Source organism: Pantoea sp. X-Soil-OKNW-713, from assembly GCF_059730685.1.
Window position 1 is genome coordinate 481,403 of record NZ_AP035996.1, and the last position, 24,012, is coordinate 505,414.

Below are 24,012 nucleotides of genomic sequence, written 5' to 3' on the forward strand. Positions count from 1 at the left end.
TTTGCAAATATTTTTAATCGCTTTAATGCACCATTGGCAGGCACCCGCCACACTTTATTGGTGCACCCCGACGTCAACTCGTAAATTCCCCAAGAACAATCAGTGAGTTATTTCGATGAAATTGTTTTTATTCAGCCAGCCCCATTTGACCTTTTATGGTGCAATACATCGCCGGACAACGTTGCCTCTTTTTTTTATAGGGTTTGCCTCGGTTTTTCGTCATTTCTCTCAATAGCCTCCTGTTGCAACATCCAGTCAACCTTACTGTTACTTCGACCCGGATTTTCGGGTGGAGCCAAAACCTGCGGATAAAATTGTTGAGATAACGATGATGACAAACAATCCTAAAGATAATGCGAATGCAGCATCCATTGAGTTGAGCACCATTCAACCGATTCCCCTAAATGAGCGTCACGGCAAACCACGGGATCTTTTTACTATCTGGTTTGGTTCCAACATCATGTTACTCACGGTGATCACCGGGGCGCTGGCGGTCAGCATTTTCCACCTGTCATTTATGTGGGCCACCCTCGCCGTATTGATCGGTAACCTCGCCGGTGGCTTGTTTATGGCACTGCATTCAGCACAAGGGCCGCAACTCGGTGTGCCGCAAATGGTACAGACGCGTGGTCAGTTCGGTTCTTATGGTTCCGTACTGGTAGTCGCGCTGGTGGTCATTATGTATATCGGCTTTCTCGCCTCGAACCTGGTACTGGGTGGTCAATCGCTGCATGCGATTTACGCCCCGGTTTCAACCAATACCGGGATTCTGGTTTCGGCCATTCTCAGCCTGATTGCCTGTGCCTTTGGTTACAACCTGATTCATGCCTATACCAAAATCATGTCCTGGGTATCGGGGATTGTGCTGATCGCCGCCTTTGTCTGGATTGTTTTTGTACATGGCCTGCCCGGCGATTTTCTCGCCCGCAATGGCTTTAACCTGAGTGGCTTCCTCGGTGCCATCTCAATTGCGGCTTTATGGCAATTGGCCTATGCCCCTTACGTGTCCGATTATTCGCGCTACATGCCGAAAGATATCAGCGAAAAAAGTGTCTTCTGGTGCAGTTATCTCGGTTGCGTGCTCGGTTCACTGTTTCCGATGATTCTCGGCATTCTGGTGTCGGTTTGTATTGTGGATGGCGATTTAATTGCCGGTATTGTGAATATGACTGGCGGGCTCTCTTCAACCGTCATTATTGTTTTTGCCATCGGTATCGCGGCGACCAATGCCATGAACCTTTATTGTGGCGTGCTCTGTACCCTGACGCTGGGGCAAACATTCCTGCCGAAATGGTCACCCCTTTCCGGTGCGCGTATTGTTGTCTCGATTATCACCATCCTTATCGAAGTGGCGATTGCCGTGTACGGTCAGGAAAACTTCCTGGTGAATTACACCAACTTCATTCTGATGCTGTTGTATGTATTAGTTCCCTGGACTGCCATCAACCTGGTGGATTATTACCTGGTTGCGCACGGTAATTATGATGTGGCGTCATTTTTCCGTCGTGACGGCGGTATTTATGGTTACTTCAATACCAAAGCCATTTTCTGTTATCTGCTGGGAATTGTGGTGGAGATTCCATTTATGTCGACCGCCATTTATACCGGTCCGGCGGCGAATATGTTAGGCGGAGCCGACATCTCCTGGATTATTGGTTTAGCCATTGTCTCACCGGTTTATTATCTGCTGAGTCGTAGCCAGCCGGTTGCCCAAACCTCAATGGTTAAGTGAGCCAACCATGAACAACACCAACGAATACGACTACATCGTTATTGGCGGGGGATCGGCAGGTTCCGTGCTGGCCGCGCGTCTGTCTGAACAGGAAAATATCCAGGTTTGTCTGATTGAGGCTGGCAGTAGTGACGAGACACCCCGCATTCAGACACCCGCCGGGACCATCACGCTGTATAAAAGTCAGAAGTTTAGCTGGAATTATTACTCCACCCCGCAACCACGGCTTGGCAATCGACACATTCATGTTCCGCGCGGCAAAGCGCTGGGCGGCTCCTCTTCAATGAACAGCATGATTTATATCCGTGGCTTACCTTCGGATTATGATCGCTGGGAGCAGGCAGGTTGCGAAGGCTGGGGATGGCAGCATGTCTTGCCCTGGTTCAAACGCTCGGAGAAAAATCTTCTGCAACAGGATGTGGCCTATCATGGCGTTGAGGGTGAGCTGTTGGTCGATAAACCGCGCGATCCTAATCCGGTATCCGCCCTGTTTGTCGCCGCGGGCGTCCGGGCTGGTCTGCCTGAAAACCACGATTTCAATGGTCCTGCGCTCTCCGGCGTGGGGATCTACAACGTGACGCAGAAGGAGGGTCAGCGCCTGTCGAGTTACCGCGCTTTTCTGCACCCTCATCTTGGCAGAAGCAACCTGACCGTCATGACCGATTGCCAGGTGGAAACCTTAATCATGGACGGGAAAACGGTGCACGGGGTGCGGGTGATCGCGGCTGGAGAAACCCACGCGACCGCCCTGCGATGCCGTAAAGAAGTGATTCTGGCTGCCGGGTCGATTGGCTCGCCGCATATCCTGATGAAATCCGGGATTGGTCCCCGCGCAGCACTGGCCGCGGCAGACGTTGCCGTGGTGCATGATCTGCCTGGCGTCGGACAAAACCTTCAGGATCACCTGGATGGGCTGGTGACGGTGCGTAGCAAATCTCCGCTGACGCTGGGGTTCTCTCTGGCGGCCTGGAAACCGATTCTGACGGCACCCTTCAGGTATCTGTTCGCACGCAAAGGATGGTTAACCACCAACTATGTCGAAGCCGGTGGTTTTGCCTCAACCCCACTCGCGACCGGGGAACCGGATATCCAGTTCCACTTCGTGCCAGGTTATCGCAGCCACCGTGGACGCCTGTTCGAATGGGGGCACGGTTATGCCATCCATACCTGCGTGTTGCGTCCCAAATCGATTGGCAGCCTGCGCCTCGGAGCAGGAAAACAACTGGAGATTGATTTCAATTTTCTTGCTGACCCGTATGACGCCAGGGTGCTGGTCGAAGGGATAAAAACGGCCAGAAAAATTTTGGCCCAGCCTGAATTCGCAGCACTTCGCGGTGAGGAGATGCTGCCGGGTAAACAGGTGCAGAGCGACGAACAGTTGCACCAATACGTGAAGGAGTATTGCGCCACGGTGTTCCATCCGGTCGGTACCTGCAAAATGGGGCGGGATGCGATGAGCGTGGTCGCCCCGGATACGCTGAAGGTGCATGGCATTGATAATCTGCGCGTTGCCGATGCCTCGATCATGCCGACCTTGATTAGCGGCAACACCAATGCCCCTTCCATTATGATCGGTGAACGTGCCGCAGAGATGATCCTGCGCGGTGGCACGCTCGCCAGTACAACGTCAAACAAGGAACGTGCGTATGCATAACCGACAATATTGGGAAACGCTGCTGCAACGGCAGGCTTTTTGTGACTACGCGATTATTGATGGCAAACGCTATGTTGCACGCAGCGCAAACACCTATGGCGTGATAAATCCCGCCACCGACACCGCCCTTGCCGAGGTGACTGCCTGTCAGACCGAGGACATCGACATTGCCGTGCAGTCGGCCCGTCAGGCCTTCAGCTCTGGCATCTGGTCAGAACGTCCTTTGCAGGAACGCAAGGCGGTGTTGCTGAAGTTATCCGCCTTGATACTGGAACATCGTGAAGAACTGGCCCTGCTTGAGAGCGCCAGCATGGGCAAACCGGTACTGGATGCCTACAACATCGATATTCCTGGCGCGGCGCATGTCATCGCCTGGTACGCTGAAAGCATCGATAAAATTTACGATGAGGTCGCCCCTACCCGACCGGGCACGCTGGCAACCATCACCCGTGAACCGATCGGGGTTGTCGCCGCAATTGTGCCGTGGAACTTCCCGCTGGATATCGCCGCGTGGAAAATTGGCCCGGCATTGGCGGCGGGTAACAGCGTGATTCTTAAGCCGTCCGAGAATGCCCCTTTTACCGCTATTCGCTTAGCTGAGCTGGCGCTGGAAGCGGGTCTGCCTGCGGGTGTGTTGAATGTGGTCACCGGTTTGGGCGTAGACGCTGGCGCGGCACTGGGAAAACATAGGGATGTCGATGTCATCACCTTTACCGGTTCAACCACGGTCGGGAAAGCGTTTATGACCTACGCCGGAGAATCGAATCTGAAGCAGGTCTGGCTGGAGTGCGGGGGCAAGAGCGCCAATATCATCTTTGCCGATTGCAAAGATCTCGACTTAGCGGCGGAAAAAGCGGCTTTTGGCATCTGTTTTAATCAGGGCGAGGTCTGTTCTGCCAACTCCCGCTTATTGGTTGAACGTGCCATCTATCCCCAGTTTATGGCGAAGTTGCTCGATAAACTCTCTGACTGGCAACCGGATCACCCACTGAATCCAGACGCCAAAATGGGCGCAATGGTTTCAGCAGCACATAAAGAGAAAGTGCAGCGTTTTATTCAGGCCGCACTTGATGATGGTGGCATATTACGCGCTGGCGGAGCATCGCTCACTATTGAACAGGTGGCTAATTACATTCAGCCGACGGTGATTGAAGTGGCAGGAGAAAATATTTCGCTGTGGCGCGATGAAGTATTTGGCCCGGTTCTGGCGGTGATGGTGTTTGATGACGAGTCAGAGGCTATCGCGTTGGCAAATAATCATATTTATGCCCTTGCTGCCTCGGTGTGGACCGACGATCTCAACCAGGCGCATCGGGTTGCCCGAAAACTGCATGTCGGCACCGTATCGATAAATACCGTTGATGCGCTGGATGTGACCGTTCCTTTTGGTGGCAATCGACAGTCAGGTTTTGGTCGCGATTTATCTTTGCATGCTTTTGATAAATTCACGCAACTAAAAACCACCTGGATCGAATTACGCTAATCTTCAGCGTTGTTTATACCCGATCAGTCAGTCGGGTATAAACACGTTATTAATGCGCATGACTTACTGGAGTTAACTCCACACTCCGGCAATAGTCCATAAATAAACGCGTGGGTCGTGTCGGCTCATTATTTTGCAGATAGGCCATAATCAGCGTTGAATCGGCCATTTCATCAATAATATCCAGTTGCACCAACCGTTCCCCATCGTAAGTAATATCAGAACAGGGACGTGTTACCAGTACTGAAAAACCCAATCCTTGCCCCACCATGCAACGTACCATTTCGATGGAAGGCGAACTGTAGGCGACTTCAGGATGATAGCCATTCTCTTTGAAAATATTAATGAAGTAATTTTTACTGGGGACGGCATCCAGCAAAATCATGGGTTCACGCGCCAGTTCCTGTAACGTTACCGCACTTTTCTGCGCCAGCGGATGTGCCGCAGGCAGCAACGCATAGGGCTTATGCGGGGCGTTAAGGGGTTCTTTTTTAATCACATTATCCAGATCCAGATCATACAGAAAGGCCATGTCAAAGCGACCGCGATGCAGACCATGCATCAACTCATGTTGTTCACCGTCGTACAACTGAATATTGATTTCTGGATAGAGTTTCTTGAAACCGGCGATCAATTTCGGCATGTAGAGTGGCGCGGCTGATTCGAAACAGCCAACGGCGATGGTTCCGCTCACTAATTCATTTTCCGCGCGCGAACTTTGTTCAAATTCATAGGATAACCGCAACAATTCCTTCGCCTTATCGTAAAAACGTCGGCCACTGGAAGTGAGGGAAACCCCCTGGGCATGGTGGCGAATAAATAGCTGTTGTTCAAAGGCATCTTCGAGATTTTTAATCGCAACCGAAATCGAAGGCTGGGCGATATGTAACTGCCGCGAGGCCTCGGCGATGCTTTCGGTTTCCACCACGGTGACAAAGTATTTGAGTTGCTTAAGCGTGAAATGCGTCATATCAAAACCATTTAAATAATATTTACTGATGCAGGTGTTGAATAGATTTAAACTATCCAGGGTATATAAAGCAAACTCCATGCCATTAAAATGCGATCTGCGCAGCAATCATTGGTTAGCTTAACAACCTGGGCGGTCAGGAATAATTTGTTCAGTAACGAGCCTGGGGGGAAATTAATGCAGCCGACCGCACCATTATTTAGCATCCTGCGCCAGATTAAAGCGCTTAACGCTCCTGGATAGTGCAGACCAGTTATGCTTTCCCGCTATTTCATCGGCTTCACTTCCCGCCAGCCACTAAATAGTTTTTTTCAATTTAAAGGCCACAAATTTAATAATTGCCTCTTGCCTTAGCCTGCCGCCATAGTGTCTGACAATTTGATAACAGGCAGTCACCCTCCTCTAACTTTGGAATAACACTATGCGTTCAGAACGGTTCGAAAATGGAGACTTTATCTCTCTGGTCCACGCCATGACCCCGGCAGAGTTGGGCGATATTCTCAGTGGACACGGGATGTGGAAAACAGAAGCCAATGAACGACTGGGCATCCCACGCATGGTAATGACGGATGGTACCTACGGCGTACGCTATTCGATCCAACAGATTGATCAGGACGAGAAAGGCGGCCAGGACTTCGCCGGTTTTCTCAACGTCGTCAACCAGCGCGCCAAAGATGTTGAAGTGGCGTGGGGCACCATGAAACCCGCTACCTGCTTTCCCAATGGTTCCAGCTTCGCCTGTAGCTGGGATAGCGCACTGGCCCAGACACTGGGTGATGCCCTGGGTAAAGAGTGCCAGCAGATGGGCGTCCATCTGTTACTGGGTCCTGGTATTAACATCCGTCGTACCCCGCTGGGTGGCCGTAGCTATGAATACTATTCGGAAGATCCGCTGATCTCCGGTGAAATCGCCAGCGGCGTGATCAATGGCCTGCAACAGCGCGGTGTCGGTGCTTCGCTGAAACACTTCGCCTGTAACAACTCCGAAATTGAACGTACCAGCATGGACTCGGTGGTCGATGAGCGTGCGCTGCGCGAAATCTATCTGCGGGGTTTTGAACGTGCGATTAAACAAGCGCAACCCTGGACGGTGATGAGTTCGTATAACCGCCTGAATGGTATCCAGACCGCCGAACATCGCTGGTTGCTGACCGATGTATTGCGTCATGAGTGGGGCTTTAAGGGTGTGGTAGTGGCTGACTGGCACGGCGTGAAAGATCGCCCCCAATCCCTGCTGGCGGGGAATGACCTCGATATGCCAGAGAGCGAAACGCGTAAAGCCGCCCTGGTGGCCGCCATTGAAGAACAGCGCGTACCGCGTGCCGAGGCCGAAACCTCAGCCGTGCGCGTGCTGGAGATGGTGCACCGCGCGCTGCACAGCGAACAACGTGCAACCCAGGTTGATCACGCGGAGCACCATCTGCTTGCGCGTCGCATGGTGGCAGAATCCATCGTGCTGCTGAAAAACGACAACCGGGCGTTGCCGCTCGATGGCCGCAGCGGTGAGCGTCTGCTGGTGGTCGGCAACGGTGCCAAAACCCCGGTGATTCAGGGGTCGGGCTGTGCCACCACGCTACCTACTCGGGTTGATATCCCGTGGGATGAGATGGAAAAGCTCGCGGCGGGTGGCGTGACATTGAGCTGGTGCCAGGGCGATTCACTGGATCAACAACAGGTCGTTGCACTGCGAGACGAAGCCTGTGCAGCAGCACGCGAGGCCGATCGCGTTATCGTGTTTGCCAACAGCGAAGATGGTTATGACGGTGAAGGATCCGATCGGCGCACCCTTAACTTACAGGCCGGCCAGGATGCCTTAATCAGCGCCCTCGCGGCGGTTAATAACAAGGTGATTGTGGTGCTGGCGAACCCGGACGCGGTGGTGATGCCGTGGCTAAACGAGGTTGCCGCCGTGGTGGAAACCTTCTACGCCGGTCAGGCGATGGGCGGCGGGTTGGCTGATGTGCTGTTTGGCGTGGTCAATCCCAGCGGCAAACTGACCGTAACTTTCCCGCAGCAGATTGAAGACATTCCTGGCTGGCACAGCTATCCGGGAGAGAATGGTCGTCATCTGTATAGCGAAGGGGTTTTTGTTGGCTATCGCTGGTATGACGTTCGCCGTATTGCGCCGTTGTTCCCGTTCGGTTTCGGTCTGAGCTACACCTGCTTCGCTTACAGCGATATCGCGGTTGATCGCGACAACCTCAAAACCGGTGACAACGTCACGGTAAGTTTTACCTTAACCAACACCGGCGAACGCAGCGGCAAAGAAGTGTGCCAGCTTTACAGCCGTTACCTGCACTCACGTCAGAAACGTCCGTTGCAGGAGCTGCGCGCCTTCAGCAAAGTGGAGCTGCAACCCGGTGAGTCGCGCCGCATCAGCCTTACCGTCCCGGTGGATGATTTGCGCTACTACGACACCGCCCGTCAGCAGTGGATTCTGGAAGAAGGTGCGATGCAGTTGTGCGTCGGTCCACATTCGCGCGACCTGCCGTTGCAGGCCAATGTCACCGCACTGAACAAGGTGGCACGCTACCGTCTGATTGCCCGCGATACCCAGCCGATTTTCATTCTGGAAAACCCACTGGCGCGTGGCTATTTCAATCGCTTCCTGCAACAACAACTGAATATTTCTGAACAGGATGCAGACCGCATGCTGGAACACTGCACCAACTCGTTCGTCGGCATTGTTACCACCTTTGACCGTCGCTTCCGCCAGCGTTTTGACATGCAGGTGATGGATGCGCTGATTGACGAAGTTAACGAGGCCATTTTGGCAGCGGAACTGGCATAACCTGCCAACACCGGGGATTTACACCAATAACAACAAGCTATGCAGAGGGTACTAATGAAAAAGATGACAGAGAAAGGTCAGTACACCCGGCGTGACGCGCTGAAACTGGGTCTGGGGGCCGCGGCCGTCGCATCGCTGGCACCGATGATCATCACCCGTCCGGCGCGAGCTGCTGAGGTGAAAACCCTGACGGTGGCCGACGTGGGCGGTGCTTACGGCACCGGCTTCAGCAAGGCATTTTACCAACCGTTCGAGGAAGCCACCGGTATCAAAATCATCAATACCGTGCTCGGCCCCGATCCGGTGCCACAGTTCCAGATGATGGTCGATACCAAAAATTATCTGTTTGATGTGGCACTGCTTAATCCGGAACATCTGGTGCGTCTCAATAAAGAGCCAAAACCTTATCTGGAAGATATCAATGTGACGGTGAGCAATCCGCAGGACTATGTGCCGGGTTCCATCACCAAACAATTTGGCGGCGTCAGCATCTTCGCGCTGGCGCTCGGCTACCGCACGGATACCTTCGCCAGCAACAATGGCCCGCAGAACTGGGTTGATTTCTGGAACGCCGAAAAATTCAAAGGTCGTCGCGGCCTGTGGCGCAGCCCGATCTGCACGCTGGAAGTGGCGCTGATGGCAGACGGTGTCGATCCGAAACAGCTTTATCCGCTGGATGTTGATCGTGCCTTCCGCAGCCTCGATAAAATCCGCAAGAGCATCGATATCTGGTGGACCGGCGGTGCGCAGGCAACCCAACTGTTGCAGAGCGGCGAGCTGGATATGCTAAGCATCTGGAGCACTCGCGCGCAAACTGCCATCGACGGTGGCGCGCCCGCCGCCATTGCCTGGGATCAGGGACTGTACAATATCGACGGCTTCACCATCCCGCACGGTAGCCCGAAACTGGACGCTGCACGCCAGTTTATTCAGTTCTGCATGGACGCCAAACGCCAGTCACTCTACACCAACGACCTGGCTTGCGGCCCGACCAACATCAAAGCCTATGAGTTTATTGATAAAAAGAAAGCTGCGCTGTTACCGACCGCGCCCGATCACATCAAACAGCTGCAACTGATTGGTGCTGATTATTGGGGTGAACATCAGGTCGCGCTGACTGAACGCTTCGAGAAATGGGTAATGAGTTGATCCGGTAGAGGGCCTTGCGCCCTCTTACCCTGGAGGAATTATTCTTGACTGAATTTGCTACACCTGCGGCGAAAAACAACGCCCGTCGCCAGCGCCCAAGGTTGCATCCATTGTGGCTCACCGCGCCTGGCCTGCTGTTTCTGGCCATCTTTCTCGCCTGGCCAACGCTCAAACTGATGTTGCTGAGTTTTCAGAATAGCGATGGTCAGTTCTCACTGGATGTCTGGAGCCAGATGTTTGGCGCAGGTATTTACGTCAAAGTGACGTTGAACACCTTCGTCATTGCCTTGCAGACCACCCTGGCTTGCCTGGTGATTGGCTATCCGGTGGCTTACTGGCTGGCGCAACGCAGTGAAAATACCCGCCGCCGTCTGATGTGGCTGATCCTGCTGCCGTTCTGGACCAGCGCGTTGCTGAAAAACTTCGCCTGGATGGTGCTGCTGTCGCGCCGTGGCATTTTGTCCGAGATCCTGATGGGTCTGGGTGCCGACCAACCGCTCAACGTGTTGTATACGCGCGGCGTGGTGGTGTTCGCGATGGTGCATAGCATGCTGCCACTGGCAATCATTACCATGCTCCCGACCATGACCAACGTTGACAGTCGTCTGCTGCCTGCCGCGCATACGCTGGGGGCATCACGCGTTAATGCGTTCTGGCGCATCTTCTTTCCCCTGTCGATGCCGGGGTTAGTCGCGGCTTGTCTGCTGATTTTTATTGGTTCGCTCGGCTTCTTTATTACTCCAGCGCTGCTGGGTAGCCCGCAGGATTCGGTGATCGGACAACTGTTAATTACTCAGGTTCAGCAGTTGCTTAACTGGCGGCTGGCGGGTGCTATCGCCATGATGCTGCTGGTGGTGACGTTGCTGGTGTGTTTTTGCTACGACAAGTTGTTTGGTATGTCGTCGATCGCCGGTGGCGAAGGCCACGCCAGCAGCCCGCGGATCCGCGCCCTGGGCTTTGCGTTGGTTGCGGTGGTGGCACGACTGTTTGATGGCGTCGCGACCTTGCTGCACCGGCTACCGGGCAAACCGCGCTTTGGCTGGCTGCTGACGTTATTTAGTGCGCTGGTGATTGCCGTACTGGTGTTACCGGTGGTGTCGTTTTTACCGATGGCGTTCAGCAGCTCCAGCTTCCTGCAATTCCCCCCACCCGGCTTTTCGCTTCGCTGGATGGAAACCTATCTGTCATCCCCGATCTGGATGGGGGCAACCGCACGCTCCTTTGGCATCGCGCTGGTGACCGGTGTGCTGGCGGTGATGATTGCCACCACCGCCGCCTTTGGTCTGGCGCGTCATCAGGGCAAGAGCGGCAGCCTGGTCGTGATGACCTTCCTGTTGCCGATGATTGTGCCGAATATCGTGACTGCCGTGGCGCTGTTTTACTTATTTGCCACGCTCGGGCTGGTGGGGTCGGATCTGGGCATCATTCTCGGCCATACCGTGATGGCGATTCCGGTGGTGTTTATCATCATCCTCACTACCTTCAAACATTACGACTGGCGACTTGATCAGGCCGCGGGCACGCTCGGGGCCAACCGGCTGCGGGTAATCTGGAGCATCACCCTACCGCTGATCAAAAGCAGCATGGTGGCGGCGTTTATCTTTGGCTTCCTTAACTCGTTTGAAGAGTTGACGGTGGCGCTGTTCGTCGGGGGTGGCGTGAAACAAACGCTGCCGAAACAAATGTGGGATGACGTGTTGCTGTCAGTCACCCCCACGCTGGCTGCCGCATCGGTGTTGATTCTCACCGTGGTGACGCTGTTGTTTATTGTTGCTGAACGCTCGCGCCGCAAAGCCGAAGCCTTGTAAGGAGAAAAATATGTCCACAACCACCAAAGTACAGGCTGAACAGATCGGCAAAGCCTATGGCCAGACCACGGTGTTACAAAACCTTGATCTTGCGGTACACAGCGGGGAATTGCTGACCCTGCTTGGGCCATCCGGTTCCGGTAAAACCACCCTGCTGCAAATCATCAGCGGTCTGACGGAGCCTACCGCCGGGCGGTTGTTAATCGATGGTCGCGACGAGACATGGACGCCCGTCCACCAGCGTGATATTGGCGTGGTGTTTCAGAACTACGCGTTGTTTCCGCACCTGACGCTGGAGGAGAACGTCGGCTTTCCTCTGCGCATGCGGCGGATGCCTGCGGCAGAGATTGCGCGCAAAGTTAACGCGGCACTGGAGATGGTCGAACTCGGTCATGCCGCCAAACGCTTTCCGCGTGCGCTGTCCGGTGGGCAGCAGCAGCGTGTCGCTTTGGCCCGTTGTCTGGTGTATCAACCGAGCGTGATCCTGATGGATGAGCCGCTCGGTGCGCTGGACCGTAAACTGCGTGAAACCATGCAGATGGAAATTAAGCGCATTCACCGTGAATCCGGCGCGACCATTATTTTCGTCACCCACGATCAGGAAGAGGCGCTGGCGTTATCGGATCGCATCTGCCTGATGAACGAAGGGAAAATCGCCCAGATAGATACACCGGAAGCCATTTATCAACAGCCGAATTCGACCTTTGTCGCCGAATTTATTGGTCTGTCGAATATTTTGCAGGGAGAAGTGCAAAATGGCAGCCTGGTAACACCGCAGGGAGCCTTTGCGCTGCCTGGGATGGCGGCCAGTGGCAATGCCGCACTGGTGATCCGTCCGGAGCATATTCAGCTCTGCTCTGCCGACCAGGCGTTGTTGCATGGCAAGATCAGCGAGCGTATCTATGCCGGTTCAGAAACCCGTGTGGTGGTGACACTTGCAAACGGTGCACGTTTTATTGTGCGCAGCAGCGGCGTGTCTGCCGGGGCCATTGGTGATCAGGTATCGTTGAACTGGGATGTGGCGAACAGCCGGGTGTTATCAGCCTAAATTCCCCCGGTAGCGGCGCGATTTATCGCGCTGATTTTTCCTGCAACGCGCAGAGGATCGCGCGATAAATCGCGCCGCTACGTTTCGCAACAGGCTGAGATCAGTTCATGTAGCCGTCTTCTCAACCAGCGGTGAGCCGCGTCATTGTCCAGCCGTGGATGCCAGAACTGCGCCACCGTCATTTCCGGGGTACTGAACGGCAATGCAAAACTTGCCAGCGCCGGGTTATTTTTAATTAACGGATGATGGAGAAACAACGAGCGCGGCACCAGCGCCACCAAATCTGAGTGTTGGGCGATGGCAACGGCTGCGGAAAACGCGGGCACCACGGCGGCAATCTGGCGCGTGTAACCCGCTGCCACCAACGCGTCATGTACCGGCCCGCCCAGTTCGCCACGTCGTGAGGCAACAATATGCCCGAAGGCGGCCAGTTGGCTTAGTGTCACCTGCTGGGTCAGCGGATGTCCTTGCCGTACCACGCCGATAAAACGGTCGCGAAACAGCGCCTGCATACGAATTTCCGGCCCCATATTCCCGAGCACGCCAATTTCCAGATCAATGCGGCCTTCGCGCAGATCGCGGGAACTTTTCTCTGGTTTGGCGACGAAATCCAGCCGAACCCCAGGCGCAAGCTGCGCGACCGCTCCAATCAGGATGCCACCAAACGCTTCGACAAACCCTTCGTTGGTGCGTAACACAAACTGTCGCTCCAGCCTGGCGAGATCCAGCACGGTTTCCGCCGGTTGCAGCAAGGCCCGCGCCTCAGCCAGGCTCTGCTGCGTACGCTGCCGGATCGCCTCTGCGTAAGGGGTCAAAACCATCTTACGCCCGGCGCGTACCAGTAGCGCATCACCGGTGGTGATACGCAGACGGCCCAGCGTGCGACTCATGGCAGATTCACTTAAGCCAAGACGGCGGGCAGCACCGATAACGCTGCCTTCCGCCAGCAGCGCATCGAGCGCGAGCAGGAGATTCAGATCGGGTTCATTCATGCCCTCCATCCTCGCTGATTGCTGGCCATGAAACAAGGCGTTTGATGCAAGTAATCAATGCATAACCTGCGTGCTCCGCCTGCTATGCCGCAGCGCTACACTGACTGACGCAAACCTCATCACAGGAGATTTCTATGACCACATCATCAACCCCAAGCGTATTGCTGATTGGCGCATCGCGCGGGCTGGGTTATGCCCTTGCCGAAACCATGTTGCAGCGCGGCTATCAGGTGGTAGCAACCGGACGTCAACATTCAACGGTGCGGCTGGAGGCGTTGGCCACGCGCTATCCGACAACGTTGCGTGTGGAACGCGTCGATATCACCGTACCGGAACAGGTGTCGGCACTGCATCAACGTCTGCTGGGGTGTGAGTTCGACATGCTGTTTGTGAACGCCGGGGTGAAAAACAACGATGGCGAAACCATTGCTGATGTCAGCACCGACGAATTTATTCGCGTGATGGTGACCAATGCGTTCAGCCCGTTGCGGGTGATCGAAGCCTTTAAAGATAACGTCACCTCCTCCGGTACCATCGCGGTGATGTCATCCGGCCAGGGCAGCCTGACCAATAACACCAATGGCAACTATGAAGTGTATCGCGGCAGCAAAGCCGCCCTGAATATGCTGATGCGCAGTTTTGCCGCACGTCATCAGGACGAGGGACGCACCTTATTGCTGATGGCTCCCGGCTGGGTACGTACCGATATGGGCGGCCCGGAAGCCCGGCTGAGTATTGACGAAAGTATCCCTAACCTGCTGAACACGATGGAAGCCTGGCAAGGTCGCACCGGGTTGCATTATCTCGACTATCTGGGTCGCGTGGTGCCGTGGTAACCAGGCTATAACAGTTTGCGCAGCAATAGCTGATGCAGCTTGTCTCGTATCCAGCGATTCGCATCATCGTCGTGGCGCGCGTTATGCCACAACAGGGACAATTGATAATCGGGCATTGCAACCGGTACCGGGGCCGCACGCAGGCCAAAACGCTCGCACCAGTTGCTCACCAGCCCCTGCGGCACGGTAGCAAACAACGGTAAACGCTTCAGCATCAGCGGCAATGCGGAAAAATGCGGCGTGACGTAACGCACGCGGCGGGCAACACCCTGCTGCTGGAGCTGTTCATCCAGCGCGCTTTCATTTGCGCCGCGATATGACACCAGCACATGCTCGTACCGGACAAACTCTGCCAGCGTCAGCGCAGCAGTCAGGGCAATTTGCTGGCTATCCCACAGGGTGCTGAATCCGGCGCTGGCAATCTCTGCGCGCGTCAGATCGCGGCTGACCGGGTTGCCGACCGTCACCGCCACATCGGCCTGTTGCTTCTCCATCAAGGGTGTGACCTGCCAGGGATCGGCAGTCAGAACGGTGATATCCACCTGCGGCGCATCCACCAGCAATTCAGCCAGTAAATCCGGCATCAACCACTGCTCAATCCAGTCGCTCATAGCCAGACGAAAACTGTAGCGATCCTGACGCGGGTTGAAGGCGGGCTTGCTGAAAATCGCACGATGCATCCCCTGCAACAAGGGCGCAAATTGTTGTACCAGTTGTTCGGCGCGCGGGGTCGGTATCATCCCCTGTGAGGAACGGACAAACAACGGATCGCCAAACATCGCACGCAACCTTTTCAATGCCGCACTCAGCGCGGGCTGCCCGAGATATAAACGCTGCGCCGCCCCTGTCACGCTGCGCGCTTCATACATCACCAGCAGCACCACCAACAGGTTAAGATCGACGCGACTTAAATCATTTTCGTTGATGATTGTCATGATTCTAATCGATTTAAATAATGATATTCGCCTGAGTATAGTGGCAATACAGGTTAGCCGGGAGGCATAAATGAAGATTCAAGTGGGCGATTGCCTGATAGAAAAAGTCACTGAACAAACCGCTACGCTGCCGTTCGCCGCGCTGTACCCGGATCATCTTGCGCAGATGCCCGTTGGCCTGGCTGCGCAGTTGGTGACGTTGTCGATCCACAGTTGGGTGGTGAGGACCGGCAAGGACATCATCATTATTGATACCGCGACCGGTAATCAGCGCGATCGCGACCATAAGCCGCTGTTTCATCAGTTGCAAACCGACTATGCCCAACGTCTGGCACGGGCGGGGGTTGACCCGCATGCCGTGACCCTGGTGCTGATGACGCATATTCATACCGACCATGTCGGCTGGAATACCCATTGGCGGGATGGCCGCTGGCAGCCGATGTTTCCCAACGCGCGTTATATCTGCTCCGCTGCTGAACTGGCGCGATGTGAAGAGAATCCCGCCATGCAGGCGTTGTATCTCGACAGCATTTTACCGCTGATCAACAGCGGCCAGCTTGAGACAGTGGCGGTGGATGGTTCGCCGTTATTTGCTGGCGTGCTGCGATATCTGCCAACCCCCGGACACAGCATTGATCATGCTTCGCTGCTGCTCTCCAGCCGCGGCCAACAGGCATTTTTTTCCGGTGATGTGATGCACCATCCTCTGCAATTCCAGTTTCCCCGGTGGAACTCGGTGTTTTGCGAGAATAAAGCGCTCGCCGTGCGTTCAAGGCAACTGGCGATAGACTGGTGCCTGCAACATCAGGCAATCTGGTTCAGTTCGCATTTTTCCGCCAGCTCATGCGGCAGGGTGATTTCTGCTGCCCCTGAGCTGCCCCACTGGATGCCGCTGGAGGCTGAACCGGATGCAATACGCTGAGTATCTTCGTGCGTCGCTAAGCGACATGACCGATGCATTACAACAGGGGGCCACGACGGCCCGTGAGCTTACGGAATTCGCGTTGCGGCGCATTGCCGAAGCCGACCAAAATGGCCCGCGCTACAACGCCATCACCTGGCTGTTTGCCGACCAGGCGCTGGCAGCGGCGACTGAAAGTGACGCACGCCGTCGTCACGGGGAAGCCCCACGCAGACTGGAAGGCATTCCGGTGCTCATCAAGGACAACATTGCGGTGCAGGGTTGGCCCACCAGCGCCGGGTCGGTGCTGCTGCGCCACGTTATTGCGGAACAGGACGCGCCATTAGTCACGGCGCTGCGTGCAGAGGGCGCGGTTCTACTCGGCAAAACGGCGATGCACGAGTTGGCGGCGGGCATTACCGGCGCATCATCACTCAGTGGTTTTACCGATAACGCCTGGCTGGCAGGACATTCACCGGGAGGATCCAGCAGCGGTTCTGCGGTGGCCGTGGCGGCGGGTTATGTTCCGCTGGCGATTGGCAGCGATACCGCGGGTTCCGTGCGCATTCCCGCAGCTTTCAATCATCTTTATGGCCTGCGCATGACCCACGGCGCGATCAGCATTGACGGTATTGTGCCGCTGTCACCCAGCCAGGATATCCCTGGCGCGTTGGTGCGCCATCCGGCCGACTTGCGCCTTGCCAGTGAGATCCTCAGTGGACAGACGCTCCCGCCTCATGCGGAGCCACTGCGCATCGGTGTGTGGCAGGAGGGGTTTGCCGCGGAGGAAGCAGCGATTAATCAGGCGGTGTACACCGCCGTGACGGCGTTGGTTGGGGAAACGGGTAATCAGCAGACGATCGCCTTTCCACAGCTTGAAACCCTGGCTGCTGAAGCCAGCATCATCCCGTGGGAATTTGCCGAAGCACTGGCGGAGTGGCTGGCCGACAAACCGCAGGCCAAGAGCCACACGCTGGCCGAGGTGGTGGCATCTGGCCGTCATCATCCGCAACTGGAAGCGGTGTTCACCGCACGCGCTAACCATCCCGGTAAAGCCAGTGACAGCTACGCCATCCAGCAACTGCGCCAGCGCACCTTATATCAAACCCTTGTTCAGCTATTTAACCAGCGTAAAATCAATCTGTTGGCTTACCCGGTAGTGAAGCATCCGCCGGTCAGACATGGCGAACTACAGCCGGGCAGCAACGCACTGGTCGCGGCGGTCACCGGTGCGCCTGCCATCAGCATCCCGGTCGGTTTCACCGCCCAGGGATTGCCGATTGGTATGGAGTTGCTGGCATTACGCGGTCGCGAGGATCTGTTGTTGCAGGCGGCGGAGCTGATGGCGGCCATCGGTCGATAGCTTAACATCGACCAGATATGACCTTTAATAACACGCAATAAGACCCATAGCTCAAAGGCGTATGGGTTATTTTCCTGTTAGTAACCCAATTATTTATGCAACGATAAGCCCTTTATCGCTTTATCGACGGCTTTTTTTGGCCCGCGTAAGGCAATGCCCACCAGGTCCAGATTATCCGCGTCCTGCGCCAAAAACACTTCGCGGTTTGCCGCATCATGGCCGGTGGAAAACATGGCGTGAACATAGGGGATAATCGTTAATTCACGTTCCAGCCCCTGGCGATGGGCGCGCTGTAAACCCGGCAAGTCCCCGGCGAATATCAGCATCGGCTGCCCGGCCATGTTGCCGTAGGGTCGCCCGTGCGCATCCACATACGGCTCACCCATCATCTCGGGTGCCGCAGAGGCAATGCCGGTCGCCAGAAACGCCACCACATTTAACCGCTGCCAGGTTGCCAAATCATCACGCACGATCAGGGCGATTTTAGTATCAAACATCTGCAACAACTCTCCGTTAGGGTCAAAGCCCTATCATCGTCAAGTTTGCGACAGGCGATCTAGAACGTTTGTGCACTGACGCTGATAAGAGGCAGGTGTCATGCGATAGGCTCGCTGGAACCAGCGACCAAGGTGGCTCTGGTCAGAAAAGCCTACCTGCAACGCCACCCTGGCAGGCTCTATGCCCTGCGCCAACAAATTACGTGCGCTGCGCAGACGCAGGCGCACCAGATACGCATGGGGAGACTGTCCGAAAGCCTGTTTGAACTGGCGTGTCAGACGGAATCGATCAATGCCTGACAAGCGCGACAGGTCCGCTAACCCGATATCCTCGGCCATAAAATCGTGCAGATAGTCGCGGAGCAATTGCATTGACGCCAGCGCAGCCGAACGCGGCTGACCAGGGCGCGGATCAAGATGACGGGACAACATCGTCAGCAGATGATCCAGCGCCTGGTCGCGCGCCAACCGCCCTTCCGCGTGATGTACGGCATACCACGCCTGCTGAATGGCACTGGCGAGGAGCGCATCATCATTAAGGGTTGAGCGGAATGCGGCTTCGATATTGGCGATATTGCCAAGACCACGTTGCTGCATCATCTCCGCCACCCATGTCTGGGGTAGATAAAGCATCACATAGGTGAAGCCTGCGGTATCCGGCGCATGACCATCATGCACTGCACCCGGCTCAATCAGGATCGAGCGGCCTGGCGTGCTGGTGTGAAGTGCGCGGTGGCAATTGAAGCGTTGCAGCCCCTGTTGTGTCACGCCAACCAGCAACTCGTCATGATCGTGCGGATCGTAAGCGTGCCCGCAAAAATGCGCATTAACACTTTCGATACCGGTTTCGTCATCACGGCGAAAATCAACCCAGTCGCGGTTGCTGGCATTGATATTTCTGGCTGACATAACGACTCCTGAAAAGTGTGGCGATGAGGCTGACACTATATCAGGGGGGGCGTAAGCAGCCAAAACCCTGACAGTCCGGCGGCTGGGGCTGCGCCATCTTTTAGTGCAGAAGGTGCACAAAAATGATCTTGTTACCCGTCAGGTAACTTTTTGCGGTGAAACGTTCGCGGCGCGAGAAAAGCAGAAAAAAGAATATTAGTTCGCCAGATCAATTGATTACTGATTAATCGCCACAGAACTCATCGCATAACCTGCCTCTGGCATGCGCCTTGCTTAAGGTAAAAAGTTACCTAATACGCAACTCAGGTTCAGGATATGTCACACGACGAAGCGGATAATCACGGTCAGGAAGCAAATAATAGCGCAGACTTCAATGTCGGGATACGCCTGCGTGCGGTGCGTAAAGCACGCGGAATGCGCATTGAGGAAGTGGCGGAAAAAGTCGGGGTCAGTAAGTCCTTCATCAGCCGCCTGGAACGCAACGTCACCCAGGCATCCATCGCCACCCTGCTTAAAGTGTGCGAAGTGGTCGGAATTACCCCGGCCAAACTGTTCGATCCTCCCGCAACCAGCTTCGTGCCCGCCGGGAAAGGCACGCCCATCAGCCTCGGGGGCGAAAAGATGCGCGAATATCTGATCAGCGGCGGCGTCAACGACGACATGATGGTGCTGTACTCCGAGATCGATCCACAAGGGGGTTCCGGGGAGGAGCCTTACACCCTCAACGCTGCCGCCGATATGGTGCATGTGCTGAGCGGTGAACTGGAGATTGTGGTGGAGGAGCAGCGCTACCTGCTGGCAAAAGGCGACACCCTCACCTTTAAACCGTCACTGCCCCATACCTGGCACAACATTTCCCCTGACCAAATGTGTACCGCCATTTGGGTCATCGTGCCGCCACCGTCGGGAAATTAAGGCGTGCCTGGGCCTGTCATTGTTTTTTAATCCGCGTTTCCACCACACCAGAGGAATAATGATGAAAATAGCAAAATTGATGCTGGCCCTCGCTGCTGCGGGCCTGGCCGGGTCGTTATATGCCGCGCCCGGCAAGATCACCATCGCCACCGATGCCACCTTCCCACCGTTTGAATCGATCGATGCCAGCGGCAAACTGGTGGGTTATGACGTCGACCTGATGCACGCCATCTGTAAAGCGGCGGCGCTGGATTGCAACGTCATCAGCGCCCCGTGGGACGGTATGATCCCCGGCCTAATGAACAACAAATATGACGCGCTGATTTCGCAGTTGACCGTTACCGATGCTCGCCGCCGGGTGATGGCCTTCAGCGATATCTACGATCATCCGGTGTTCCGCTTTGTCGCGAAAAAAGGCACCGTCACCGACACCAGCCCGGAAGCATTGAAAGGCAAAGTCATCGCCGTCCAGACCGGCACGCCGATGGATACTTACGTCACCAAACATTATCCAGGCAGCACCATCAAACGTTATGACGGCGGCAGCGCGCCCTACCTCGATTTAACCGCCGGTCGGGCGGATATCTTTATGAGTTACGAAGCGCAGATTATTTATAGTTTCCTGAAAAAAGATGACGGTAAAGACTACCAACTGGTTGGCCCTCGCCTGACAGGTAAAGATGCACCGGAATTTGGTGAAGGGGTCGGGATTGCCATGAATAAGAAAAACACCGCGCTGGTGGAAAAGATTAATCAGGGTCTGGCGAAAGTTCGCGCCGATGGCGATCTGGACGCACTCAATAAGAAGTATTTTTCAGCTGAGTAAAGGCAATGTCGGGTAATTACTATTTAATGGTCCTGAATGCGGGATGGGTTTCGCTGCAACTGGCGTTTGCCTCGCTGTTATTATCTGTCATTCTCGGACTGCTGGGCGCACTGGGAAAACAATCCGGCATTCGCTGGGTGAAGGCGATTGTCACGCCTTATACCCTGCTGGCTCGCGGCATTCCAGATTTAGTGCTGATGCTGCTGGTTTTTTACAGCGTACCCGCCCTGTTAAATAGTGGAATGGAAAGCGTCGGGCTGAATTACTCCATCGAGTTCAGCCCTTTTATTGCCTGCCTGATTACCCTGGGGTTTATTTTTGGCGCTTATATGACGGAAACATTTCGCTACGCGTTAACCAATATTCCCCACGGTGAAATTGAAGCTGCTCAGGCATTTGGTTTTACCCATCGCGCCATTTTCTTGCGGATTATTTTGCCGCAATTAATTCGCCTTGCCTTACCCGGCTTTACCAATAACTGGTTGGTGCTGGTTAAGGCGACTGCGCTGGCATCGTTACTCGGGTTGCAGGACATCATGTTTAGCGCCAAAGGGGCGGCGGAGTCCACCGGTAAACCTTTTACCTTCTATCTGCTGGCGGCCGGGTTTTATCTCGCCGTTACCCTGCTGTCGGTGGCGGCGTTGCACCGTATCAGCCAGCGTTATGCGCTGGTGGTCCGTGGAGGTAATCCATGAGCTGGGATATTATTGCCGATAACCTTGCTATGTACCTGCACGGTACCGCGCTAACCCTGCTGCTTACCGGGGTATCGCTGGTCATTGCCTTTGTCATTTCGGTGCTGCTGGCACTGGCGCGTGACAGCGCACCACGTCCTGTGCGCTGGCTGATTTTTCTCTACACCACCGCTTTTCGCGGGACACCGTTATTAATCCAGTTGTTTTTGATTTATTACGGTCTGGCGCAGTTCGATTTATTACGTGCCAGTTTTCTCTGGCCGTGGCTCTCCAGCCCTTTGGTTTGTGTATTGCTGGCGTTTGTCCTTAATACCGCCGCCTATACCACGGAAATATTCGCAGGCGGTTTGCATCACTTGCCAGCGGGGGAAATTGAAGCAGCTAAAGCGTTCGGCATGAGTTACCCGACACTGGCGCGAAGAATATTATTTCCGGCGATGTTAAGCCGTTCACTTTCCTTATATGGCAATGAAACCATCATGATGTTGCACGCCACCTCGCTGGCGAGCACGGTGACATTAATGGAGGTGACTGGAGTGGCGCGTAATATCAGCCTGAATTATTACATTCAGTTTGAACCCTATGTCACCGCCGGAGCAATTTATCTGGTGCTGACACTGATTCTGGTAATGGCATTCCGCTATTTTGAAAAACGCTACGCAGGTTATCTCAACGGTAAGCGTAGTTAATCTGGATCGAGGAAAATATGACAACCAACACACGACAATTTGATTTGTGGGGTATCCCTTTTGACGGAGAAGCCACATTAGGCTGGCCGGGTTCACGTTATGCACCGGCCAAAGTGCGCGAGTGCGCACGCTGGATCAACATGCGTATTCAGCAGGGAAAAGTGTATTGTCTGGAAACGGACAGTGAAATGACGGTGGGCGAGCAATTGCTGGTGGATCGCGGGGATGTGGCGGTGGTGCCCAGCGATACCCTGAAAACCTTTGCCGCGACCCGCGCGTCCGTAATGGCGTCCATTGCGGCTGGCCGGGTTCCCATTATGATCGGCGGCGACGATAGCCTGCTGTTCCCGGTGGCGCAGGGTGTGCATGATGCGCTGCCCGGCCGTATCGGCATTATCCATTTTGACGCGCATCTCGATCTGATGGACGAGAGCGACATGCAAGGTCGCCACAGCCAGTCGAGTGGTATGCGTCGTTCACTGGAGCTGGAACGCATCGCCCCCACCGATTGTATTCAACTGTGTGAACGGCATTTCAACTTCCCGGCTTCCGGCAAATTTAAACACGACAACGACCTGATCCACCTCAGCGCCCGCGAAGTGCTGAAAATCGGCCCGGAAGAGACGGTACGACGAGCGTTGGAACGGGTGAAAAACGCCGATCATATTTTCCTCTCCTTCGATATTGATTCGGTCGATCCGGCTTATGCGCCAGGTGCAGGTGCGCACGAACCGGGCGGTATTACCTCGGATCAGGCATTGCAGATGGTGAGTATGTTGGCTCCCCATTGTGCGGCGATGGCGATTACGGAAGTCAATCCAACCAAAGATGTCGGCGATATGACCTCCACGCTGGCCGCGTATCTGGCCTTTACCTTCGCGGTGTACGGCAGCCAGAACCCTTAGCCGCACCCAACTCACGCAACCAGCCAATCATGGCTTCGCTCCCGGGTTGGCTCAGGGTGCGCTGCGGCCAGGCGAGGAAGTACGGCTTACTGAGGGGCAGGCTCAGTTCGTCAATCACCACCAGTTCGCCGCGAGCCAGTTCAGCGGCGATCAGGCGACGCTGTCCCAGTAGCAATCCGGCACCGGCCACTGCGGCATCAATCGCCAGCGAGGTCAGGTTAAAGCTAAACGCCGGTTGTGGTGTCGGTTCTATCCTGCCTTTTGCCTGAAACCAGCTACGCCAGTCCGGCAGAAAACGCCCCTCATTGCCCCAGTCGAGATGGATCAACGGCGCGTGGCTGAAGATGTCAGCCGCGGCATAACGCTGCAAGAGCGCCGGGCTGGCGACGGGCAGTACCTCGTCATGAAACAGCCATTGCTTATCCAATTGTGGATAACGGTCTTCACCAAAACAAATGACAAAATCGGCAGGCATGGCGGTGAAATCCACTTGCGCGTGGGTGCCGTGGAGCGAGAGATCGATATCAGGGCAGTGGGCGCGCCAGTCAGCCAGGTGCGGTAATAACCATTTCGATGCCAGGGCTGGCAACGCATAAACCGTCAGTCTGGGGGCAACAGCAGCATGGCGAATGTTTTGCTGACCGAGATGCAAGATATCAAAAGCTTCCGTGACATAGCGCAAATACTCTTTCCCGGTGTCGGTCAGCATCACCCCAGTTTGTGTGCGCAGAAACAGCGCACTGCCCAACTGTTCTTCCAGTTGGCGAATCTGCTGGCTGACCGCCGCCGGGGTTAACGCCAGCTGCGCAGCCGCTTTTGCCAGGCTGCCTAATTCGGCCGCCACTTTAAATGACTGGATGACGCTGATTTTCGGCAAACGCGGCGATTGTGCAGGCATTAAGGCTTCCTTATCA

At 55.1% G+C, this 24,012-nt stretch carries 21 protein-coding genes; 15 read left to right on the plus strand and 6 right to left on the minus strand.

Annotated elements, in window-relative coordinates:
* Window positions 1-328 precede the first annotated feature (328 nt).
* From AC6I8R_RS22665 to AC6I8R_RS22675, 3 genes are read left to right on the plus strand one after another with little or no spacing between them, the layout of a single operon-like run.
* The gene (locus AC6I8R_RS22665; protein ID WP_415174333.1) at window positions 329-1,732 is read left to right on the plus strand and encodes a purine-cytosine permease family protein; all 1,404 of its coding nucleotides are present in this window, start codon (window positions 329-331) and stop codon (window positions 1,730-1,732) included.
* Between the two features lie 7 nt (window positions 1,733-1,739).
* On the plus strand, window positions 1,740-3,386 hold the full coding sequence (locus AC6I8R_RS22670) for a GMC family oxidoreductase (RefSeq protein WP_497832968.1): 1,647 nt from the start codon (window positions 1,740-1,742) through the stop codon (window positions 3,384-3,386).
* Complete coding sequence (locus AC6I8R_RS22675) at window positions 3,379-4,869, plus strand: aldehyde dehydrogenase (protein WP_497832969.1); 1,491 nt, start codon at window positions 3,379-3,381, stop codon at window positions 4,867-4,869. Before AC6I8R_RS22670 ends, AC6I8R_RS22675 begins: the two co-directional genes overlap by 8 nt.
* A 49-nt stretch (window positions 4,870-4,918) precedes the next feature.
* On the opposite strand, the gene AC6I8R_RS22680 is transcribed toward AC6I8R_RS22675, so the two are convergent.
* Window positions 4,919-5,839 carry a LysR substrate-binding domain-containing protein gene (locus AC6I8R_RS22680; RefSeq protein ID WP_208726348.1) on the minus strand — a complete coding sequence of 307 codons (921 nt, stop codon included), beginning with the start codon at window positions 5,837-5,839 and terminating at the stop codon, window positions 4,919-4,921.
* A 421-nt stretch (window positions 5,840-6,260) separates the two neighbouring features.
* Between AC6I8R_RS22680 and AC6I8R_RS22685 the strand changes: the two genes are divergently transcribed.
* From AC6I8R_RS22685 to AC6I8R_RS22700, 4 genes are all read left to right on the plus strand, one after another.
* Window positions 6,261-8,630 carry a glycoside hydrolase family 3 C-terminal domain-containing protein gene (locus AC6I8R_RS22685; protein WP_497832970.1) on the plus strand — a complete coding sequence of 790 codons (2,370 nt, stop codon included), beginning with the start codon at window positions 6,261-6,263 and terminating at the stop codon, window positions 8,628-8,630.
* A 63-nt stretch (window positions 8,631-8,693) separates the two neighbouring features.
* Window positions 8,694-9,779 carry an ABC transporter substrate-binding protein gene (locus AC6I8R_RS22690; RefSeq protein ID WP_497831170.1) on the plus strand — a complete coding sequence of 362 codons (1,086 nt, stop codon included), beginning with the start codon at window positions 8,694-8,696 and terminating at the stop codon, window positions 9,777-9,779.
* A 44-nt stretch (window positions 9,780-9,823) separates the two neighbouring features.
* Window positions 9,824-11,587: an ABC transporter permease subunit gene (locus AC6I8R_RS22695; protein WP_497832971.1), complete on the plus strand. Its 1,764-nt coding sequence runs from the start codon at window positions 9,824-9,826 to the stop codon at window positions 11,585-11,587.
* Window positions 11,588-11,597: 10 nt separating this feature from the next.
* Window positions 11,598-12,635: an ABC transporter ATP-binding protein gene (locus AC6I8R_RS22700; RefSeq protein WP_415174338.1), complete on the plus strand. Its 1,038-nt coding sequence runs from the start codon at window positions 11,598-11,600 to the stop codon at window positions 12,633-12,635.
* A 77-nt stretch (window positions 12,636-12,712) separates the two neighbouring features.
* Here the strand turns inward: AC6I8R_RS22700 and AC6I8R_RS22705 are convergent, their stop codons facing one another.
* Complete coding sequence (locus tag AC6I8R_RS22705; RefSeq protein ID WP_497832972.1) at window positions 12,713-13,627, minus strand: LysR family transcriptional regulator; 915 nt, start codon at window positions 13,625-13,627, stop codon at window positions 12,713-12,715.
* Window positions 13,628-13,761: 134 nt separating this feature from the next.
* On the opposite strand from AC6I8R_RS22705, the gene AC6I8R_RS22710 reads away from it, so the two are divergent.
* Entirely contained in the window at window positions 13,762-14,463 is a 702-nt protein-coding gene (locus AC6I8R_RS22710) for an SDR family NAD(P)-dependent oxidoreductase (RefSeq protein WP_497832973.1), read from the plus strand.
* Window positions 14,464-14,468: 5 nt separating this feature from the next.
* On the opposite strand, the gene AC6I8R_RS22715 is transcribed toward AC6I8R_RS22710, so the two are convergent.
* Window positions 14,469-15,398, minus strand: coding sequence for a LysR family transcriptional regulator (locus AC6I8R_RS22715; RefSeq protein WP_497832974.1), 930 nt, complete (start codon window positions 15,396-15,398; stop codon window positions 14,469-14,471).
* A 70-nt stretch (window positions 15,399-15,468) separates the two neighbouring features.
* Here AC6I8R_RS22715 and AC6I8R_RS22720 point away from each other — a divergent pair, with 70 nt between their 5' ends.
* Both AC6I8R_RS22720 and AC6I8R_RS22725 read left to right on the plus strand, forming a co-directional pair.
* Entirely contained in the window at window positions 15,469-16,320 is an 852-nt protein-coding gene (locus tag AC6I8R_RS22720) for an MBL fold metallo-hydrolase (RefSeq protein ID WP_497832975.1), read from the plus strand.
* Window positions 16,307-17,662, plus strand: coding sequence for an amidase (locus tag AC6I8R_RS22725; RefSeq protein ID WP_497832976.1), 1,356 nt, complete (start codon window positions 16,307-16,309; stop codon window positions 17,660-17,662). Before AC6I8R_RS22720 ends, AC6I8R_RS22725 begins: the two co-directional genes overlap by 14 nt.
* Before the next feature lie 89 nt (window positions 17,663-17,751).
* On the opposite strand, the gene AC6I8R_RS22730 is transcribed toward AC6I8R_RS22725, so the two are convergent.
* Window positions 17,752-18,159 (minus strand): DUF2000 domain-containing protein, encoded by a 408-nt coding sequence (locus tag AC6I8R_RS22730; protein WP_208726322.1) that lies wholly within the window; start codon window positions 18,157-18,159, stop codon window positions 17,752-17,754.
* 39 nt (window positions 18,160-18,198) lie between these two features.
* Complete coding sequence (locus tag AC6I8R_RS22735) at window positions 18,199-19,068, minus strand: AraC family transcriptional regulator (protein WP_415174345.1); 870 nt, start codon at window positions 19,066-19,068, stop codon at window positions 18,199-18,201.
* A gap of 315 nt (window positions 19,069-19,383) precedes the next feature.
* Here AC6I8R_RS22735 and AC6I8R_RS22740 point away from each other — a divergent pair, with 315 nt between their 5' ends.
* The 5 genes from AC6I8R_RS22740 (at window position 19,384) to AC6I8R_RS22760 (ending at window position 23,098) form a co-directional block, all read left to right on the plus strand.
* Window positions 19,384-19,983, plus strand: a complete 600-nt coding sequence (locus tag AC6I8R_RS22740) for a helix-turn-helix domain-containing protein (RefSeq protein ID WP_208726318.1) — start codon at window positions 19,384-19,386, stop codon at window positions 19,981-19,983.
* A gap of 61 nt (window positions 19,984-20,044) precedes the next feature.
* Window positions 20,045-20,809, plus strand: a complete 765-nt coding sequence (locus AC6I8R_RS22745; RefSeq protein WP_497832977.1) for a transporter substrate-binding domain-containing protein — start codon at window positions 20,045-20,047, stop codon at window positions 20,807-20,809.
* 5 nt (window positions 20,810-20,814) lie between these two features.
* Window positions 20,815-21,504: an ABC transporter permease gene (locus AC6I8R_RS22750; RefSeq protein WP_497832978.1), complete on the plus strand. Its 690-nt coding sequence runs from the start codon at window positions 20,815-20,817 to the stop codon at window positions 21,502-21,504.
* Window positions 21,501-22,193: an ABC transporter permease gene (locus AC6I8R_RS22755; RefSeq protein ID WP_497832979.1), complete on the plus strand. Its 693-nt coding sequence runs from the start codon at window positions 21,501-21,503 to the stop codon at window positions 22,191-22,193. The genes AC6I8R_RS22750 and AC6I8R_RS22755 overlap by 4 nt, the downstream gene beginning before the upstream one ends.
* A gap of 17 nt (window positions 22,194-22,210) precedes the next feature.
* Window positions 22,211-23,098, plus strand: coding sequence for an arginase family protein (locus AC6I8R_RS22760; protein WP_497830825.1), 888 nt, complete (start codon window positions 22,211-22,213; stop codon window positions 23,096-23,098).
* Here the strand turns inward: AC6I8R_RS22760 and AC6I8R_RS22765 are convergent.
* Complete coding sequence (locus AC6I8R_RS22765) at window positions 23,064-23,996, minus strand: LysR substrate-binding domain-containing protein (protein ID WP_497832980.1); 933 nt, start codon at window positions 23,994-23,996, stop codon at window positions 23,064-23,066. The two genes, AC6I8R_RS22760 and AC6I8R_RS22765, sit on opposite strands and share 35 nt — an antisense overlap.
* Between the last annotated feature and the right edge of the window lie 16 nt (window positions 23,997-24,012).

Coding starts and splice junctions, on each gene's coding strand:
- AC6I8R_RS22665 (WP_415174333.1), top strand. CDS start 329: ATGATGACAAACAATCCTAAAGATAATGCGAATGCAGCATCCATTGAG.
- AC6I8R_RS22670 (WP_497832968.1), top strand. CDS start 1,740: ATGAACAACACCAACGAATACGACTACATCGTTATTGGCGGGGGATCG.
- AC6I8R_RS22675 (WP_497832969.1), top strand. CDS start 3,379: ATGCATAACCGACAATATTGGGAAACGCTGCTGCAACGGCAGGCTTTT.
- AC6I8R_RS22680 (WP_208726348.1), bottom strand. CDS start 5,839: ATGACGCATTTCACGCTTAAGCAACTCAAATACTTTGTCACCGTGGTG.
- AC6I8R_RS22685 (WP_497832970.1), top strand. CDS start 6,261: ATGCGTTCAGAACGGTTCGAAAATGGAGACTTTATCTCTCTGGTCCAC.
- AC6I8R_RS22690 (WP_497831170.1), top strand. CDS start 8,694: ATGACAGAGAAAGGTCAGTACACCCGGCGTGACGCGCTGAAACTGGGT.
- AC6I8R_RS22700 (WP_415174338.1), top strand. CDS start 11,598: ATGTCCACAACCACCAAAGTACAGGCTGAACAGATCGGCAAAGCCTAT.
- AC6I8R_RS22705 (WP_497832972.1), bottom strand. CDS start 13,627: ATGAATGAACCCGATCTGAATCTCCTGCTCGCGCTCGATGCGCTGCTG.
- AC6I8R_RS22710 (WP_497832973.1), top strand. CDS start 13,762: ATGACCACATCATCAACCCCAAGCGTATTGCTGATTGGCGCATCGCGC.
- AC6I8R_RS22715 (WP_497832974.1), bottom strand. CDS start 15,398: ATGACAATCATCAACGAAAATGATTTAAGTCGCGTCGATCTTAACCTG.
- AC6I8R_RS22720 (WP_497832975.1), top strand. CDS start 15,469: ATGAAGATTCAAGTGGGCGATTGCCTGATAGAAAAAGTCACTGAACAA.
- AC6I8R_RS22725 (WP_497832976.1), top strand. CDS start 16,307: ATGCAATACGCTGAGTATCTTCGTGCGTCGCTAAGCGACATGACCGAT.
- AC6I8R_RS22730 (WP_208726322.1), bottom strand. CDS start 18,159: ATGTTTGATACTAAAATCGCCCTGATCGTGCGTGATGATTTGGCAACC.
- AC6I8R_RS22735 (WP_415174345.1), bottom strand. CDS start 19,068: ATGTCAGCCAGAAATATCAATGCCAGCAACCGCGACTGGGTTGATTTT.
- AC6I8R_RS22740 (WP_208726318.1), top strand. CDS start 19,384: ATGTCACACGACGAAGCGGATAATCACGGTCAGGAAGCAAATAATAGC.
- AC6I8R_RS22745 (WP_497832977.1), top strand. CDS start 20,045: ATGAAAATAGCAAAATTGATGCTGGCCCTCGCTGCTGCGGGCCTGGCC.
- AC6I8R_RS22750 (WP_497832978.1), top strand. CDS start 20,815: ATGTCGGGTAATTACTATTTAATGGTCCTGAATGCGGGATGGGTTTCG.
- AC6I8R_RS22755 (WP_497832979.1), top strand. CDS start 21,501: ATGAGCTGGGATATTATTGCCGATAACCTTGCTATGTACCTGCACGGT.
- AC6I8R_RS22760 (WP_497830825.1), top strand. CDS start 22,211: ATGACAACCAACACACGACAATTTGATTTGTGGGGTATCCCTTTTGAC.
- AC6I8R_RS22765 (WP_497832980.1), bottom strand. CDS start 23,996: ATGCCTGCACAATCGCCGCGTTTGCCGAAAATCAGCGTCATCCAGTCA.